The sequence below is a fragment of the Mycobacterium sp. E2989 genome, from assembly GCF_001667595.1.
GTDB lineage: Bacteria > Actinomycetota > Actinomycetes > Mycobacteriales > Mycobacteriaceae > Mycobacterium.
In genome coordinates this window covers 1-15,515 of sequence record NZ_LZJX01000124.1, presented here as the reverse complement: position 1 = coordinate 15,515, position 15,515 = coordinate 1, and the positions used below count along the sequence as shown (strand labels likewise).

Genomic DNA, 15,515 nt, shown 5'->3' with positions numbered 1-15,515 from the left:
AGTCCCGTGAGACTAACCGCCCGTTTTCGCTGTGACCAGGAGGCCCGCCGTGCTGATCGTCACCACCAACGACCTCCCCGGGTGGGAGATCCAGCGCGTCTGCGGCGAAGTGTTCGGGCTGACCGTCCGCTCGCGCAACGCGTTCTCCCAGATGGGCGCCGGCTTCAAGGCCATGTTCGGCGGCGAGCTGGCCGGCATGACCAAGAACCTGGCCGAGAGCCGCAACGAGGCGATGGGCCGGCTGATCGTCGAGGCGCGCAATCGCGGCGGCAACGCGATCGTCGCCATGCGATTCGACACCACCGAAATCGGTGACGTGTGGACCGAGATCTGCGCCTACGGCACGGCGGTTCAGGCCACCCCGGTCACCGAGGCCGCCAAATACACGGCCGGCCAACTGGGTTACGGCTCCCCGCCCCCACAGCAGTGAGCGGCGGTTTAGACTGACGTTCGTCCTGACGGGCAACGGAATCTGGTGAAAGTCCAGAACGGTCGCGCCACTGTAGATAGTCAGACCCATCGCCCGTCATCACCAGCGGGGACGCGGTTATCCCCGGAAGGAGTCGATGTGTCCAATCCTCAGCTGCCCGGCGCCCGTGCCCAAGTTGACCTGTCGGCGGCCAGCGCCGCGGTCTGGTTGGCGGCAACCGCCTTCCTCGCCCTGTTGGCGCTGTACTTCGTCGGCGTGGATCAGGGCGCGGTGTCGCTGTTCGGCGCCGACTCGCACGTGCACGAGTTCGTGCACGACGCGCGGCACCTGCTCGGCTTCCCCTGCCACTGATCGCGTGGAGAAGCGTCTGATCGGACGCGGCCTGCTGGCCGGTGCGTTCGGGGCGGTGTTGGCGTTCGCCTTCGCCCGCCTGTGCGCCGAGCCGGCGATCGGTCGCGCGATCGCTTTCGAGGACGGCCGAACCGACGCCGAGAACGCTCACGGCGTGCACGAGCACGGCGCCGAGTTGTTCAGCCGCGGGGTGCAGTCCAACGCCGGCCTGGGCTTCGGGGTGCTGATCTTCGGTGTGGCGATGGGCGCGCTGTTCGCCGTGCTGTTCTGTGTGGTTGCGGCGCGCGTGACAACCGTTGGGGCGCGGGCGCTTTCGCTGCTGCTTGCGGCGGCCGCGTTCGTCGCCGTGTACCTGGTGCCGTTCGTGAAGTATCCGCCGAACCCGCCGGCGGTGGGCCAGGCGGACACGATCGGGGCGCGCACCGCCTGGTATCTGGTGATGGTGCTGGCGTCGGTGGCCCTCGCCATCGCCGCGGTCTGGCTGGCGCGGTCACTGACCGCTCGGTTCGGGGCGTGGAACGGGCGGCTGCTCGCCGCCGGCGCCTATGTCGCGGCGGTTGCGGTGGTGATGGTGGCGCTGCCGGGCGTGGACGAGACACCCGGCCCGCTGCGCGACGCGTCGGGCGCGATCGTCTATCCGGGCTTCCCCGCCGACGTCCTCTACGAATTCAGGCTGGTGTCGCTGGCGACGCAGGTGGTGCTGTGGGCGAGCATCGGCGTGCTGTTCGGGGCGCTCGCCGGCCGGGTTCTCGGGGAGCGCGCGCCGAGCATCAACGCGTGACCGGTGTCGTGCGGCTGACGATGGTGTCGCACGCGATGACCGACGCCATGGCTGCCGGTCGATTTCCGCTCGACGAACCGCTCAGCGACGTCGGACGTGGGCAGGTGAAAAAGGCTGGCCTCAAACCCAAGAAGCACCTCGCCGCGCCCGAGCGGCGCGCATGCGAAACCGCAGAGCTGCTGGGGTTGGCCGCCGGCGTCGAGCCCCGGCTGGCCGACATCGATTGCGGGGCATGGTGCGGGCAAGCGTGGGAGGCGATCGACCCGCGGGACCTCGAGGCGTGGCTGACGGATCCCGACGGGGCGCCGCACGGCGGTGAGTCGATCGTCGATCTGATCGAACGGGTGGCGGGATGGCTGAAGTCGGTGAGCCAGCCGACCGTGGCGGTGACGCATCCCGCGGTCATCCGGGCGGCGATCCTGCTCGCCTTGGCGGCCCCGCCGAAATCGTTCTGGCGCATCGACGTTGCGCCCGTCAGTCATACCGTCATGCACCTGCGCGACGGCCGCTGGACGCTGCGGCTGTGAGCGGATCGGGCTTTCGAAACTTGTCGTACCCCCCTGCGATGATGGGCCCATGTCCTCGACCGCATCGCCCGACTCTGTGGCCGACGAACAACTAACCCGCTCTGCCCGTGGCCGAATAGGGCGCTGAAAGCGACCACCTCCGTATAGTTCCGGGGACAGTCTCCGGGTTGTAAGCGAGGAGAGGGCCCTATGATCCCACGCGCCCTGACGAAGCCGGCCGGCGTCGCAACGCTGTTCGGGGTACTCGCCCTAGCCGCCCGCTATGCCGCCCTGTCGGTCGTCGCGGGAATCGAGAACAATCCCGATCCCTATCCTCGTGAGCGCCTCGCTACCGAACAGCACGGCGAGCAACACTTCATCGGCCGTGCCGACGGGACCGTGCTGCGCGCCATCACCGCCGGCGAGGGTCCCGCGGTCGTTTTCGCGCACGGCTACGGCGGCACGCTTGGTGAGTGGAACATCGTCTGGGATCAGTTGGCGGCTCGGGGCTACCGCCTCATCGCGTTCGATCAACGGGGACACGGTAGCTCGACGCTCGGTTCGGCGGGCGTTGGGTCCGCGCCCATGGCCGAAGACTACGCGGCGGTCCTGCGGTACTTCGGCATCGAGGACGGCGTGCTGGTGGCCCACTCCATGGGCGGCTTCATCGCGGTCCGCGCGGTGCTCGACCACGAGGACGTCGCAGGCCGTCTGCGGGGGTTGGTGTTGTTCGCGACCTGGGCGGGTCGGATTCACGACGGCGCGCCGCAGAACAGGCTGCAGATCCCGCTGATGGAGTCGGGGCTCATGGGCTGGCTGGTGCGAACGCGGGTCGGCGGTGCGCTTTTCGGCGCGGCCCAGTGCGGCAAAAACCCTTCTCCGGCAATGATTTCGGTGTTCATCGAGTTCTTCGACAGACACATGCGCGAGCATGGGCCCCTCACGCCGATCCTGCGTGCGTTCGGGCGTGAGGACCGTTACCCCCGGCTGGGGGAGATTTCGATTCCGACGGTCGTCATGGTCGGTTCAGCCGATCGCAGCACCCCGCCGATTCATTCGCGACGGCTCGCCGCCGGGATACCCGGCGCACGGCTCGTCACGGTGCCGGACGCCGGCCATCTGCTGAATTGGGAAGGTGCAGACGCACTCGTCGCTGTCGTGGGATCGTTGTCGCCCGTATCCCAAGCTGGCTAGCGGTGACGATCAGCGCGGTGCGATCAACGCGAATGCCTGCTTGGCGATCTGCAGCATCCAACCGGTCACGTTAGGCCCGTGATCGCGGGGCCAGTTGAGCTGGAAGCTGACCAGGTACGGCTGCTGCGTCTTGTCGACGGCGTACCAGCTGAAGGTCAGATCACCCGGCAGGCCACCGGCTTTCGCGCCGATGTACGGCCAGACGTTGCGGTCCAGCGCGATACCCGACACCGCGGACAGGATCTGCTTGACCGGTGCGGCCTTGCCGACGGCGTCGGCCTGCAGCGCCGTGTGAATGCGGCAGATGTCCTCGGCGTTGCCGTACCACTCCGCGCCATAGGACGACGCCGGGGTGTGGGCGCGAGTCGGATCCGGCTCGTACGGAGTCGAATTCGCCTGCGCCAACAGCTGGGCGCGCGTTTGCGGTGACCCGTGCTGCCATTGGGTGCGCAGGTCCGGCTTGCCCCAGCCGATCGAGAACAGCTCGTACATCGTGGGGAACGGCGTCATGCTGGCCGGGTCGTGGTGGCCCGCCGTGGCGAGCGCCTGCTCGATGGCGTGGGTGCCGAGCTTTCCGATCAGCAGGTCGGTCGCCATGTTGTCACTGGTCGCGATCATCTTCTCGGCGGCCGTCCGGACCGAGACCTGGGCTCCGGCGGGCAGCGCCAGACCGGACGAGCCCACCGCGCGGCTCTTGTCGGTGACGGTCAGCTGATCGTCCCAGGAGACCGTCCCATCCCTGATGGCGCCCGCCAGGGCGTGCAGTACGTAGAGCTTGAAAATCGATGCCAGCGGCAGGGATTCACCGGTGTTGGTGCCCGCAACCGGGTTGCAACGCCCGTCGTCGACCCTGGCCACCTGATAGGAATAGCGGGCGCCCGTCTTGCTCAACACCGCATCGATGTCGCGCCACGAGTTGATCTTCGGCGCCTGGGTCTCCAGCTCGAACCGATCCACCCACCCGCCGTCGTCGGTGTGGATCCGGATGTCTTGTCGCGCACCGTAGGACGACGTCAGGTGCAACGTGGCCACGTTGGCGCCCAGATCGACGCCGTCGAGGGTGAACGGGCGGTCCCACCACAGCGCCTCCATGGTGTTCTCCACCGGCTTGACCATGTCGGGCGCGGCCAGCGTGCCGACGCCGACCGGGCCGATGGGCCAGTCCGAGTTCAGCATGTCCAGCGTCTGCTGCGCCCGGATGCCCGGCGGCGTCCGGACGTCGATCTGCCGGCCCGGATTCGCGGCGTTCGCCTGCGGTGACGGGGACGAGGTGCAACCGGGCGCGAACGTGACTACCAGTGCGGTGGCGGCGCTCAACGCCACCACGCGGCGTCGGGCCGAGAACCCGCTAGCCAGCCTGCTTGTTGCCGGCAACGTCCATCACAACCTCGAATTCCAACAGCGTGGCCCCGGTCGCCACCGGGTTGGCCCGCTCGCCGGCGTGCGCCGCGATGGCGGGCCCCTGCGCCCACGCCTGAAACGCCTCTTCGGATTCCCACTGCGTCACGACGAAGTAGCGGTCCTCGCCCTTGATCGGGCGCAGCAGCTGAAACCCGAGGAAGCCCGGCTGGTTGTCGACCGCGTGCGCCCGGTGCGCGAACCGCTTTTCCAGCTCCGGCCCGGCGTCGGCGGGTACTTCGATTGCGTTGATCTTCACCACTGGCGACATGCCGCTAGGCTACCCCTTCGCCCGTCCTGTCCGACTGCAGGGCGGGGCACGCAGGATGGTGACATGCCCGGTGATCTGCTGACTTGCCGCGGGGGGCAAGGCGAGCCGTTGGTGCTGGTGCACGGCCTGATGGGGCGGGGCAGCACCTGGTCGCGGCAGCTGCCCTGGCTGGCCGCGCTGGGCAGGGTGTACACCTACGACGCGTTGTGGCATCGGGGCCGCGGGGTCGACGACCCGCACCCGATCAGCACCGAGCGGTTCGTCGCCGACCTCGCCGAGGCGGTGGAAACGCTGCGAACGCCGGCCGCGCTGATCGGACACTCGATGGGCGGCCTGCACGCGTGGTGTCTGGCCGCCCATCGTCCGGAGCTGGTTTCGGCGCTGGTGGTCGAGGACATGGCCCCGGACTTCCGCGGCCGCACCACCGGCCCATGGGAGCCGTGGCTGCACGCGCTTCCGGTCGAATTCGATTCCGCGCAGCGGGTATTCGACGAGTTCGGGCCCGTCGCGGGGCAGTATTTTCTGGAGGCGTTCGACCGCACCCCTACCGGTTGGCGCCTGCACGGTGACACCGCGCGCTGGATCGAGATCGCCGCCGAATGGGGCACCCGTGACTACTGGGAGCAGTGGCGGGCGGTGCGCGTGCCCGCGTTGCTCATCGAGGCCGGCAACTCCGTGACCCCGCCGGGGCAGATGCGACAAATGGCCGAAATCAACTCCGCCACAACCTATTTGCACGTGCCGGACGCCGGTCATTTGATTCACGACGACGCGCCTGCGGTGTACCGCCGGGCGGTCGAGTCATTCTTGGCGACGCTGCCCGCCGCCGACTGAACCGGGTCGGACCGGCCCGGCTGAAGCCCGGTGAAACATATGATAAATTCTTCAATTGCTAAAGCATAGAAACTTTGTAGCCTTCAGGAGACCTATCGTGGCGGAGCCGCTGTACCAGCTCAAGGCGGAGTTCTTCAAGACGCTGGGGCACCCCGCACGGATCAGGATTCTGGAGTTGCTCGTGACGGGCGAGAAGTCGGTCGCCGAGTTGTTGCCCGAGGTGGGGCTCGAGGCGTCGAACCTTTCGCAGCAGCTCGGTGTCCTGCGCCGAGCCGGTGTCGTGGACGCGTTGCGGGACGGCAACACGATGATCTACTCGATCGCCTCCCCGGATATCGCCGAACTGCTGATGGTGGCGCGCAAGGTTCTCACCGGGGTGCTCAGCGATCGCGTGGCGATGCTGGAAGGCCTGCGCGCCGGCGGTGCGGGGTAGCGCCGTGGGCTGGATCAGCAAGGCCCTGCGCGTCGGCCGGATCGCCGAACCCGCGCCACCCGCGCCGGAACCGGTGACCGAGCCGCCCGCCGGGGTACGTGGCTCACTTCAGATCCGGCACGTTGACGCGGGATCGTGCAATGGGTGCGAGGTGGAGATCGCGGGCGCGTTCGGGCCGGTCTATGACGCCGAGCGGTTCGGTTCCCGCCTGGTGGCCTCCCCGCGACATGCGGATGCGCTCCTGGTGACCGGCGTCGTCACGCACAACATGGCCGGCCCGTTGCGCGCCACGCTCGAGGCCACGCCGCGGCCGCGTCGGGTGATCGCCTGTGGCGACTGCGCCGTCAACCGCGGGGTCTTCGGCGACGGCTACGGGGTGGCCGGCGCCGTCGGCGAGATGGTGGGTGTGGACGTGGAGATCCCGGGGTGCCCGCCGACACCGGGCCAGATCGTCGCGGCGCTGCGTTCGGTGACCGGCAAGTGACCGCGGCGCTGGCGACCCGAGCGGTGCCCGAACCAAAAATCTTGGGCGGCAACGGATCCGGCCCCATCTGGGCGGGCCTGCTGACCTCGCTGCTGGGCGTTTGTGGGGTCTGGGCGGGCGCCGCGGGGATGTTCGGTTCGGCGCGCGCCGTGCGCATCGGTTGGTTGCTGCCGCTGGCGGGCGTCCAGTTGGGCCTCGATCCGCTGGGCGGGTTCTTCATGGCGCTCACGGGGGCGGTCGCGGTCGTGGTCGGGCTCTACACGATCGGCTATGCCCGGCGCGAGCGCCTGGGACCGGTCACGCTCGCGGTGTTGCCCGCGTTCGTCGGGGCGATGTTGCTGGTGCCCGCGGCGGCGTCAGTCACCACCTTCCTGCTGGCGTGGGAGTTGATGGCGGTCGCGTCGCTGGTTCTGGTGCTGGCGCACCACACCCGCCCGCAGGTTCGCTCCGCCGCGTTGGTGTACGCGGTGATGACCCAGTTGGGCTTCGTAGCGATCCTGGTCGGCCTGATGGTGTTGTCGGCGGCCGGCGGCGCCGACCGGTTCACCGACTTGCACCGCATACCGCAAGGCGCGGGCACCGCGGTGTTTCTGTTGACGCTGGCGGGATTCGGCTCCAAGCCCGGCTTGGTGCCGTTGCACGCGTGGTTGCCGCGAGCCCATCCGGAGGCGCCTAGCCCGGTGTCGGCGCTGATGAGCGCGGCGATGATCAACCTCGGGGTCTATGGCATTTGCCGCTTCGATTTGCAGCTGCTCGGGCCGGGACCACGCTGGTGGGGGCTGACCCTGATGGTCGTCGGCGGGGTGTCGGCGCTCTATGGCGTGGTGCAGGCCTCGGTGGCCACGGATCTCAAACGGCTGCTTGCCTATTCGACGACCGAGAACCTCGGGCTGATCGCGCTGGCCCTTGGGGCCGCCACCCTCTTCGCGGCCACGGGCGCGAGTGGCCCGGCCACGATCGCCGCCGCCGCCGCCATGCTGCACCTCGTCGCGCACGCGGCATTCAAATGCCTAGGCTTCCTCGCCGCGGGATCGGTGTTGGCCGCGACCGGGCTGCGCGATCTCGACCGGCTGGGCGGCCTGGCCCGCCGGATGCCGGCGACGACGACGCTGTTCGCGGTCGCCGCGCTCGGGGCGTCCGGGCTGCCTCTCGGCGCGGGATTCGTCAGCGAGTGGCTGCTGGTGCAGTCGCTGATCCACACGGCCCGAGGACATTCGGCCGTCTTGGCGTTGACCACGCCGCTGGCGGTGGGTGCCGTCGCGCTCACCGCGGGTCTGGGCGTGGCGGCAATGGTCAAGGCGTTCGGGATCGGGTTTTTGGCGCGGCCTCGTTCAAAGCGGGCCGCCGACGCCCGGGAGGCGCCCGGCACCATGGTGGTCGCCATGGCAATCGCGGCAGCGGCCTGCCTGATGTTGGCGGTCGCGCCCGCGGTTGTGGCACCCGCGCTGCGCCAGGCGGTCGCCGCACTACCGGCCGCGCGGGCGATCGGATTCACCAGCCTCGGGGCCGTCGTGCGGCTGCCCGGCCTGCCGGGGTCGATCGCCCCCGGCGTGATCGCCATCGGCGTCGTGACGGCCACGGTGATCGCGGCGATGCTGACACTCTGGCGCCGAAGCCGACGCCCTGCGCCCGCCGCCTTGCCGCTGTGGGCTTGTGGCGCGGAGGAGCTCACCGCGCGAATGCAGTACACCGCAACGTCATTCGCCGAGCCGCTGCAACGGGTGTTCGACGACGTCCTGCGTCCCGACACCGACATCGAAGTCACGCACACCGCCGAATCGCGGTATCTGGCCGAAAAGATCACCTACCGCAGCAGCATCACCGACGCCATCGAGGAACGCTGCTACACCCCGGTGATCCGGGCGGTCGCCGCCGCGGCGGATATCGTGCGGCGCGCCCACACCGGCAGCGTGCACCTGTACCTGGCCTACGGCGCGCTCGGAGTGCTCGTCGTGCTGGTGGTGGCACGATGAACGGCTTGTCCTACGTCGCGGCCGCGGTCCAGGTCGCCGGCGTGATGGCCGGAGCGCCGCTGGTGGTCGGCCTGACCCGGCAGGTGCGCGCCCGTTGGGAGGGCCGCGCCGGCGCCGGAATCCTGCAGCCTTGGCGCGACATCGTCAAACAGCTTGGCAAGCAACAGATCACCCCGATCGGGACGACGGTGGTGTTCGCGGCCGCACCCGCGGTGATCGCGGGATCGACATTGCTGATCGCCGCGATCGCGCCGCTGGTCGCAACCGGATCGCCACTGGACGCCAGCGCCGACCTGTTCGCCGTGGTCGGCCTGCTGTTCGTGGGCACCGTCGCCCTGGCCCTGGCCGGCATCGACACCGGCACCTCGTTCGGCGGCATGGGCGCCAGCCGCGAGATCACCATCGCCGCACTCGTCGAACCCACCATCCTGCTGGCGGTCTTCGCCCTGTCCATGCCGGTGGGCTCGGCCAATCTCGGTGCGCTGGTGGCGCATACGGTCACCCACCCCGGGCAGGTGGTTTCGCTGGCCGCGGTGCTGGCGTTCGCGGCGCTGGTGATCGTGATCGTCGCCGAGACCGGGCGACTGCCGGTGGACAACCCGGCCACCCATCTCGAGCTGACGATGGTTCACGAGGCGATGGTTCTCGAATACGCCGGCCCGAAGCTGGCCCTGGTCGAGTGGGCGGCCGGGATGCGGCTCACCGTGCTCCTGGCGCTGCTGGCAAACCTGTTCGCGCCGTGGGGTATTGCGGGGGAGCGGCCCGGTGGCGTCGGCATCGTGATCGGACTCGCAGCGGTGGCGGCCAAGGTCGCGGTGCTCGCGGTGTCGCTGGCCACCGTCGAGGTGTTCGTCGCCAAGCTGCGCCTGTTCCGAGTGCCCGAGTTGCTGGCCGGATCGTTTTTGTTGGCGTTGCTCGCGGTCGTCGCGGCCAACTTCTTTGTGGTGGCGACATGACGTACAGCACGTTTTCGGTACTGGTCGACCTCGCCGCCGGCGGGCTGCTGTTGGCCGCCGTGCTGATCGTGTGGCGGCGCGACCTCACCGCCATCATCCGGTTGCTGGCATGGCAGGGGGTTGCGTTGGCGGCCATCCCGCTGCTGCGCGGGGCGTACGACGGTGACGGTGCGTTGATCGGAGTCGGAGTCGCCGTGCTGGCCTTGCGGGTTGCGGTGCTGCCGCGGCTGCTGGCCCGCGCGGGCGGCGCCGGGTCGCGGTCGCGCCGGGAGGCCACCCCGGTGATCAACACCGCAACGTCACTGCTCATCACGGCCGCGCTGACGCTCGCCGCGTTCGCCGCCACCGGGCCGCTGGTGAGTCTGCAGCCCGCCGCGACCACTTCCGCGGTGCCCACCGCGACCGCGGTCGTGCTGATCGCGCTGCTCGTCATGGTCACGCGGCGGCACGCGGTATCGCAGGCGGCGGGATTTCTCATGCTGGACAACGGGATTGCCGCCACCGCGTTTCTGCTCACCGCGGGCGTGCCGCTGATCGTGGAACTCGGCGCCTCGCTGGACGTGTTGTTCGCCGTCATCGTGATCGGCGTCCTGACCGGCAGGTTGGCCCAGGCTTTCGGCGGTGCCGACTTGGACGCATTACAGGAGCTGCACGACTGATGACCGCCTTACTGCTCGCCGCGATCCTCACCCCGATAGGTGCCGCGGTCGCCGTCCTGATCGCCGGATGGCGCCGCGCGACCGCGACACTGATCGTGCTCGCGGCGGTGACGGTACTCGGCTGTGGTGTGGCGCTTGCGGTCCGTGTCGGAACCGGCGCCCGGCTCGCCTTGAGCGGGTTATTGAGACTCGATGCGCTCAGCGTCACCATGCTGATCGTCATCGGAATCGTTGCCACGCTGGCCACTTGGGCCAGCATCGGCTACCTCGACGCCGAACTCGCACGCGGCCACACCGACACGCGCGGCGCACGGGTGTACGGGGCCCTCACGGCCGGCTTCCTGGCGGCGATGGTTGTCGCGGTGTGCGCCAACAACATCGGCGTCGTCTGGATCGCGATCGAGGCGACCACGGTCATCACCGCCTTCCTGGTCGGGCACCGCCGTACCCGCAGGGCGCTCGAAGCGACCTGGAAGTATGTCGTGATCTGCTCGGTCGGGATCGCCGTCGCCTTCCTCGGCACCGTGCTGCTCTACTACGCCGCCGAGCATGCCGGCGCCCCGGCCTCCGCCGCGCTGAACCTCGACGTCCTGGCCGCACACGCCGGCGCGCTCGACCCCGGCATCGCCCGGCTGGCGGGCGGCCTGCTGCTCATCGGCTACGGCGCCAAGGCCGGGTTGTTTCCGTTCCACACCTGGCTTGCCGACGCCCACAGCCAGGCGCCGGCACCGGTTTCCGCGCTGATGAGCGGCGTACTGCTCTCCGTGGCCCTCTCGGTGCTGATTCGGCTCAAGCCGATCATCGGCGCCGCCACCGGCCCCGCTTTCATGCGCTCGGGCCTGCTGGTCATCGGGCTCGCGACATTGGTGGTCGCGGCCCTGATGCTCACCGTGACACCGGATCTCAAGCGCATGCTCGCGTACTCCTCGATGGAGAACATGGGTTTGATCGCGATCGCCGCCGCGGTCGGGACCTCGCTGGCCATCACCGCGCTGCTGCTGCACGTCCTGGCTCACGGGATCGGCAAGACGGTCCTGTTCCTGGCGAGCGGTCCGCTGCAGGCGGCGCACGACTCGACCGCGATCGCCGACATCGCCGCCGTGTTGCGGCGCTCCCGGCTCATCGGCGTGTCGATCGCCGTCGGTGTGATCGTTCTCCTCGGCCTTCCGCCGTTCGCGATGTTCGCCAGCGAACTGGCGATCGTCCGGTCACTCGCCGATGCCCGGCTGATTTGGGTGCTCGCCGCGGGCATGCTGCTGGTTGCGATCGCCTTCGCCGCGCTGGCGCGCAACGCAGGCCGCATCTTGCTGGGCGGCCCGGCCGGCGCACCTCAAATCGCCGTGCCGCGAACGGTGTCGGCCGCCCTGGTCGTCGGCATCGCCGCATCGCTCGCGCTCGGCGTGACGGCCGGCCCGCTCACCGAGCTGTTCACCGCTGCGGCGAGCGCCGTCGGGGGACCGCGATGAGGCCCGAATGGCAACGCCACCGGCTATCGCAGGACCGGCTGGCGGAGGCGGCGGAAAACCTGCTGGGCAAGGGATTTCGACTGGCCCTGGTGGCCGCCCACGACGACTCCGCCGCCTACCGGATCGTCTATCTGTTCCTTGCCGGTTGGCCGGATCGCCGCGTCGAGCTCGAATGCTCAGTGCCGAAAGACGATCCGACGGTGCTATCGCTGGCCGGCCTGTCGTTCACGGCCAGCCGCTTCGAGCGCGAAATGGCGGACCTGTACGGCATCCGGTGCCTGGGCCATCCCAAACCTCGTCGCCTGGTGCGGCATGCGCACTGGCCCGAGGACTGGTATCCGATGCGTCGCACGGCGCCACCCCCACCCAAACTTGATGGCACCGGCCACTTCCCGTTCGTCACGGTCGAGGGGCCCGGGGTGTACGAGATCCCCGTTGGCCCCGTGCACGCGGGGTTGATCGAGCCCGGCCACTTCCGCTTCTCCGTCGCCGGTGAAACCGTGATCCGCCTGAAGGCCAGGCTGTGGTTCGTCCATCGCGGGATGGAAAAGCTTTTCGAGGGTCGGCCGGCCGACGGCGCGGTCGACTTGGCCGAGCGGGTGAGCGGTGACACCTCCGTCGGGCACGCGCTGGCCCACTGCCTCGCCATCGAAGACGCGCTCGGGATGGAGATTTCCGGCGAGGTGCACCGACTGCGGGCGTTGCTGCTCGAACTGGAACGGCTCTACAACCACGCCGCCGATCTGGGCGCGCTGGCCAACGACGTCGGATTCGGACTCGCGCACGCGCACGCGCAACGCATCCGCGAACAACTATTGCGGCTCAACGACGCGATCACCGGTCATCGGCTGCTGCGCGGCGCGGTGCGGCCGGGCGGGGTCGCGCTGCGGGCGCTCCCGGATGCCGACGCGCTGCGACGCATCGCCACCGACATCGCCGAGGTCGCCGAACTGACCCTGCACAACACCGTGGTGTATGACCGGTTCGCAGGGACCGCGGTCCTGCATCGAGAAGACGCTCACGCGCTCGGGTGCCTGGGCTATGTCGCGCGCGCGAGCGGCATACGCACGGACGCCCGACTCGAACACCCCACCGCCGCACTGCCGGTCACCGAGATCGACGCCACCGCGGGCGACGTGCTGGCCCGCTACACCGCGCGCCGCGACGAATTCGCGGCTTCCACCGAGCTCGCCGGCCACCTGATCGAATCACACCGCGGCCCAACCGAATACACGTTGTCTGTGCCGGCGCATCCTCGGCCCTGCAGTGGCATCGGCATCGTCGAGGGTTGGCGCGGCACCATCGTCCACCGCGTCGAAATCGACGCCGCCAATCGGATCACTCGCGCGAAGATCGTCGACCCGTCGTGGTTCAACTGGCCGGCACTGCCCGTCGCGATGGCCGACACCATCGTTCCCGACTTTCCACTGGCCAACAAGAGCTTCAACCAGTCCTATGCCGGCAACGACCTTTGATCGCCAGCGACTACTCTTCGCCCGCAAGGGCGAACCGGCCGTCGGCCGTCTGCGCGACCAGGCCGTCGGCCAGCAGCGAGTACAGGGCGCGGTCGCGCTGGGCGGTATCGGTCAGCCACGCCGCGTCCAGCGCCGCCCGGGTGACCGGGGAATCGCTGCCGCGCAACACATCCAGCAGGCGTCCGCGCACCTGCCGATCGGTTCCGGCGTAGGTCTGCACCCGCCGCGCCGGACCCTGCGCGGGGGCGTAGCCGGTGTCCCGCCACGCGCACCGGGTGAGCGGACACAACCCGCAGCGCGGGGATCGCGCCGTGCACACCGTGGCACCGAGCTCCATCAGGGCAACCGAAAACGTCGGGGCGGTGCCATTTTTCGGCAGCAGCGCGGAGACCTCGGCCATGTCCCGCACCGCCGACGCCGAACCGCCGTCCGCCAGCCCCCGCACGGCGCGCGCCACCACCCGGCGCACGTTGGTGTCGACCACCGGAACCGGTTGCCGGTAGGCGAAACAGGCGATAGCGCGCGCGGTGTAGCTGCCGACGCCGGGCAGCGTCAGCAGGGTGTCGACGTCGTCGGGCACCACGTCGTCGTGGTCGCGCGCGATGACGGTCGCGCATTCGTGCAGGCGCTTGGCCCGTCGGGGATAACCGAGCTTGCCCCACGCGCGCAGCACATCGGCGGCGCTGGCGGCCGCGGTCGCCGACGGGGTGGGCCAGCGCCGCACCCAGTCCGACCAGATCGGCAACACCCGCGAGACCGGCGTCTGCTGCAGCATGAACTCGCTGACCAGGATCTGCCAGGCGCTGACGTCGGGTTCGCGCCAGGGCAGGTCGCGGCGGGACCGTTCGTACCACTCGAGTAACTCATCGGCCGAAATATTTGGCCGCCCGTTAACCGGCGGATGCGGCATGATGTCAGCCATGCCTAACACCAGTCCGGTAACCGCGTGGAAAGCACTCAAAGAGGGTAACGAGCGATTCGTCGCCGGGAAGCCCCAGCATCCCAGCCAGAGTGTGGAACATAGGGCCAGCCTGGCCGGCGGTCAAAAGCCCACCGCGGTCGTGTTCGGCTGCGCCGACAGCCGGGTGGCGGCCGAGCTCATTTTCGACCAGGGTCTGGGCGACATGTTCGTGGTGCGCACCGCCGGGCAGGCCATCGACTCGGCGGTGCTGGGCTCCATCGAGTTCGCGGTGGCGGTCCTCGACGTGCCGCTGATCGTCGTCCTGGGCCATGACAGTTGCGGTGCCGTCAAGGCCGCCCTCGCCGCCATCAACGACGGCGCGATCCCGGGTGGCTTCGTGCGCGACGTGGTCGAGCGGGTCGCGCCGTCGATCCTGATGGGCCGCCGCGACGGCCTCAGCCGCGTCGACGAGTTCGAGGAACGGCACGTGCGCGAAACGATCGCCCAGCTCATGTCGCGTTCGTCCACCATCGCCGAGCGGGTGTCCGCGGGCACCTTGGCGCTGGCGGGCGCGACCTATCACCTCGCGGACGGGCGGGCGGCGCTGGTCGATCACGTCGGTGACATTGGCGAATAGCGGGCGAATAGGGGCCGAATAGCGGCCGGCACTAACACGGCGGTCAGCCAGCAAACCCCGCGACACGCCGGGGCGGGTCAGGCAACTCGGCGTGACCTGGACCTACGCTGCAAACGTGCTGGATCTGGAACCGCGTGGCCCGCTACCCACCGAGATCTATTGGCGGCGCCGTGGCCTGGCCGTGGGCGTCGCGGTCGTCGTCGTCGGGATCGCGGTCGCCGCGGTCATCGCCTTCATGGGGCACACCGGGGGCGCCAAGCCCGCCAGTGCCGACAAGTCCAATTCCGCTCAGGGCAAGCCCGGTTCGCCCGCGCCGCAGGCGCCGCCGCCGGCCGCGCCCGGCGAGCAGCCCACCGCGGTGGCGCCGCAACAGGGGCAGAACCCCGAGATGCCCACCCCGACCGCCGCGGTGCAGCCGCCACCGGTGCTCAAGGAGGGCGACGACTGCCCCGATGCGACGCTGGCCGTCAAGGGCCTGACCAATGCGCCGCAGTACTTCATCGGGGATCAGCCGAAGTTCACCATGGTCGTCACCAACATCGGCCTTGTGTCGTGCAAGCGGGACGTGGGGGCCGCGGTGCTGGCCGCCTACGTGTACTCGCTGGACAACAAGCGGCTGTGGTCGAACCTGGACTGCGCGCCGTCCAACGAGACGCTGATCAAGACCTTCACCCCGGGTGAGCAGGTGACGACCGCGGTGACGTGGACGGGGATGGGGTCGGCGCCGCACTGCCCGCTGCCGCGGCCGGCGATCGGGCCGGGCACC

18 protein-coding genes are annotated in these 15,515 nt (G+C 69.6%); 15 read left to right on the top strand and 3 right to left on the bottom strand.

Annotated features, from left to right (window positions below; translation table 11 throughout):
* Positions 1-49 precede the first annotated feature (49 nt).
* From A5680_RS22570 to A5680_RS22550, 5 genes are all read left to right on the top strand, one after another.
* The gene (locus A5680_RS22570; RefSeq protein ID WP_055399813.1) at positions 50-430 is read left to right on the top strand and encodes a YbjQ family protein; all 381 of its coding nucleotides are present in this window, start codon (positions 50-52) and stop codon (positions 428-430) included.
* Between the two features lie 138 nt (positions 431-568).
* Positions 569-781: a CbtB-domain containing protein gene (locus tag A5680_RS22565; protein ID WP_055399812.1), complete on the top strand. Its 213-nt coding sequence runs from the start codon at positions 569-571 to the stop codon at positions 779-781.
* Positions 782-785: 4 nt separating this feature from the next.
* Positions 786-1,562, top strand: coding sequence for a CbtA family protein (locus tag A5680_RS22560; protein ID WP_067823381.1), 777 nt, complete (start codon positions 786-788; stop codon positions 1,560-1,562).
* Positions 1,559-2,089, top strand: a complete 531-nt coding sequence (locus tag A5680_RS22555; protein ID WP_067823378.1) for a histidine phosphatase family protein — start codon at positions 1,559-1,561, stop codon at positions 2,087-2,089. The genes A5680_RS22560 and A5680_RS22555 overlap by 4 nt, the downstream gene beginning before the upstream one ends.
* Positions 2,090-2,278: 189 nt before the next feature.
* Complete coding sequence (locus A5680_RS22550) at positions 2,279-3,262, top strand: alpha/beta fold hydrolase (protein WP_082970463.1); 984 nt, start codon at positions 2,279-2,281, stop codon at positions 3,260-3,262.
* A gap of 9 nt (positions 3,263-3,271) precedes the next feature.
* Here A5680_RS22550 and A5680_RS22545 read toward each other — a convergent pair whose 3' ends face one another.
* Together A5680_RS22545 and mhuD are read right to left on the bottom strand one after the other, a co-directional pair.
* Positions 3,272-4,636, bottom strand: coding sequence for a serine hydrolase (locus A5680_RS22545; protein WP_067823375.1), 1,365 nt, complete (start codon positions 4,634-4,636; stop codon positions 3,272-3,274).
* Positions 4,611-4,931 (bottom strand): mycobilin-forming heme oxygenase MhuD, encoded by a 321-nt coding sequence (gene mhuD, locus A5680_RS22540; RefSeq protein WP_055399804.1) that lies wholly within the window; start codon positions 4,929-4,931, stop codon positions 4,611-4,613. The genes A5680_RS22545 and mhuD overlap by 26 nt, the downstream gene beginning before the upstream one ends.
* Before the next feature lie 63 nt (positions 4,932-4,994).
* Here mhuD and A5680_RS22535 point away from each other — a divergent pair, with 63 nt between their 5' ends.
* The 8 genes from A5680_RS22535 to A5680_RS22500 all read left to right on the top strand — a co-directional run bounded on the left by A5680_RS22535 (position 4,995) and on the right by A5680_RS22500 (position 13,211).
* Positions 4,995-5,765, top strand: coding sequence for an alpha/beta fold hydrolase (locus tag A5680_RS22535; protein WP_067823373.1), 771 nt, complete (start codon positions 4,995-4,997; stop codon positions 5,763-5,765).
* Between the two features lie 94 nt (positions 5,766-5,859).
* Positions 5,860-6,198 carry a helix-turn-helix transcriptional regulator gene (locus tag A5680_RS22530; RefSeq protein WP_156349422.1) on the top strand — a complete coding sequence of 113 codons (339 nt, stop codon included), beginning with the start codon at positions 5,860-5,862 and terminating at the stop codon, positions 6,196-6,198.
* 4 nt (positions 6,199-6,202) lie between these two features.
* Positions 6,203-6,682, top strand: a complete 480-nt coding sequence (locus A5680_RS22525; protein WP_067823388.1) for an NADH-quinone oxidoreductase subunit B family protein — start codon at positions 6,203-6,205, stop codon at positions 6,680-6,682.
* 65 nt (positions 6,683-6,747) lie between these two features.
* Positions 6,748-8,655, top strand: a complete 1,908-nt coding sequence (locus A5680_RS22520) for a proton-conducting transporter membrane subunit (protein ID WP_231977681.1) — start codon at positions 6,748-6,750, stop codon at positions 8,653-8,655.
* A 5-nt stretch (positions 8,656-8,660) separates the two neighbouring features.
* Entirely contained in the window at positions 8,661-9,611 is a 951-nt protein-coding gene (locus A5680_RS22515) for a respiratory chain complex I subunit 1 family protein (RefSeq protein ID WP_067823391.1), read from the top strand.
* Entirely contained in the window at positions 9,608-10,270 is a 663-nt protein-coding gene (locus A5680_RS22510; protein ID WP_067823367.1) for a hypothetical protein, read from the top strand. Before A5680_RS22515 ends, A5680_RS22510 begins: the two co-directional genes overlap by 4 nt.
* On the top strand, positions 10,270-11,736 hold the full coding sequence (locus A5680_RS22505) for a proton-conducting transporter membrane subunit (protein ID WP_067823363.1): 1,467 nt from the start codon (positions 10,270-10,272) through the stop codon (positions 11,734-11,736). Before A5680_RS22510 ends, A5680_RS22505 begins: the two co-directional genes overlap by 1 nt.
* Positions 11,733-13,211, top strand: coding sequence for an NADH-quinone oxidoreductase subunit C (locus A5680_RS22500; RefSeq protein WP_055399791.1), 1,479 nt, complete (start codon positions 11,733-11,735; stop codon positions 13,209-13,211). The genes A5680_RS22505 and A5680_RS22500 overlap by 4 nt, the downstream gene beginning before the upstream one ends.
* Positions 13,212-13,221: 10 nt before the next feature.
* Here A5680_RS22500 and A5680_RS22495 read toward each other — a convergent pair whose 3' ends face one another.
* On the bottom strand, positions 13,222-14,133 hold the full coding sequence (locus A5680_RS22495) for an A/G-specific adenine glycosylase (RefSeq protein ID WP_067823360.1): 912 nt from the start codon (positions 14,131-14,133) through the stop codon (positions 13,222-13,224).
* On the opposite strand from A5680_RS22495, the gene A5680_RS22490 reads away from it, so the two are divergent.
* The gene (locus A5680_RS22490) at positions 14,132-14,749 is read left to right on the top strand and encodes a carbonic anhydrase (protein WP_055399787.1); all 618 of its coding nucleotides are present in this window, start codon (positions 14,132-14,134) and stop codon (positions 14,747-14,749) included. The genes A5680_RS22495 and A5680_RS22490 overlap by 2 nt on opposite strands.
* A gap of 115 nt (positions 14,750-14,864) precedes the next feature.
* Positions 14,865-15,515: hypothetical protein (locus A5680_RS22485; protein WP_156675206.1), on the top strand; the 651-nt coding region annotated here is incomplete at its 3' end.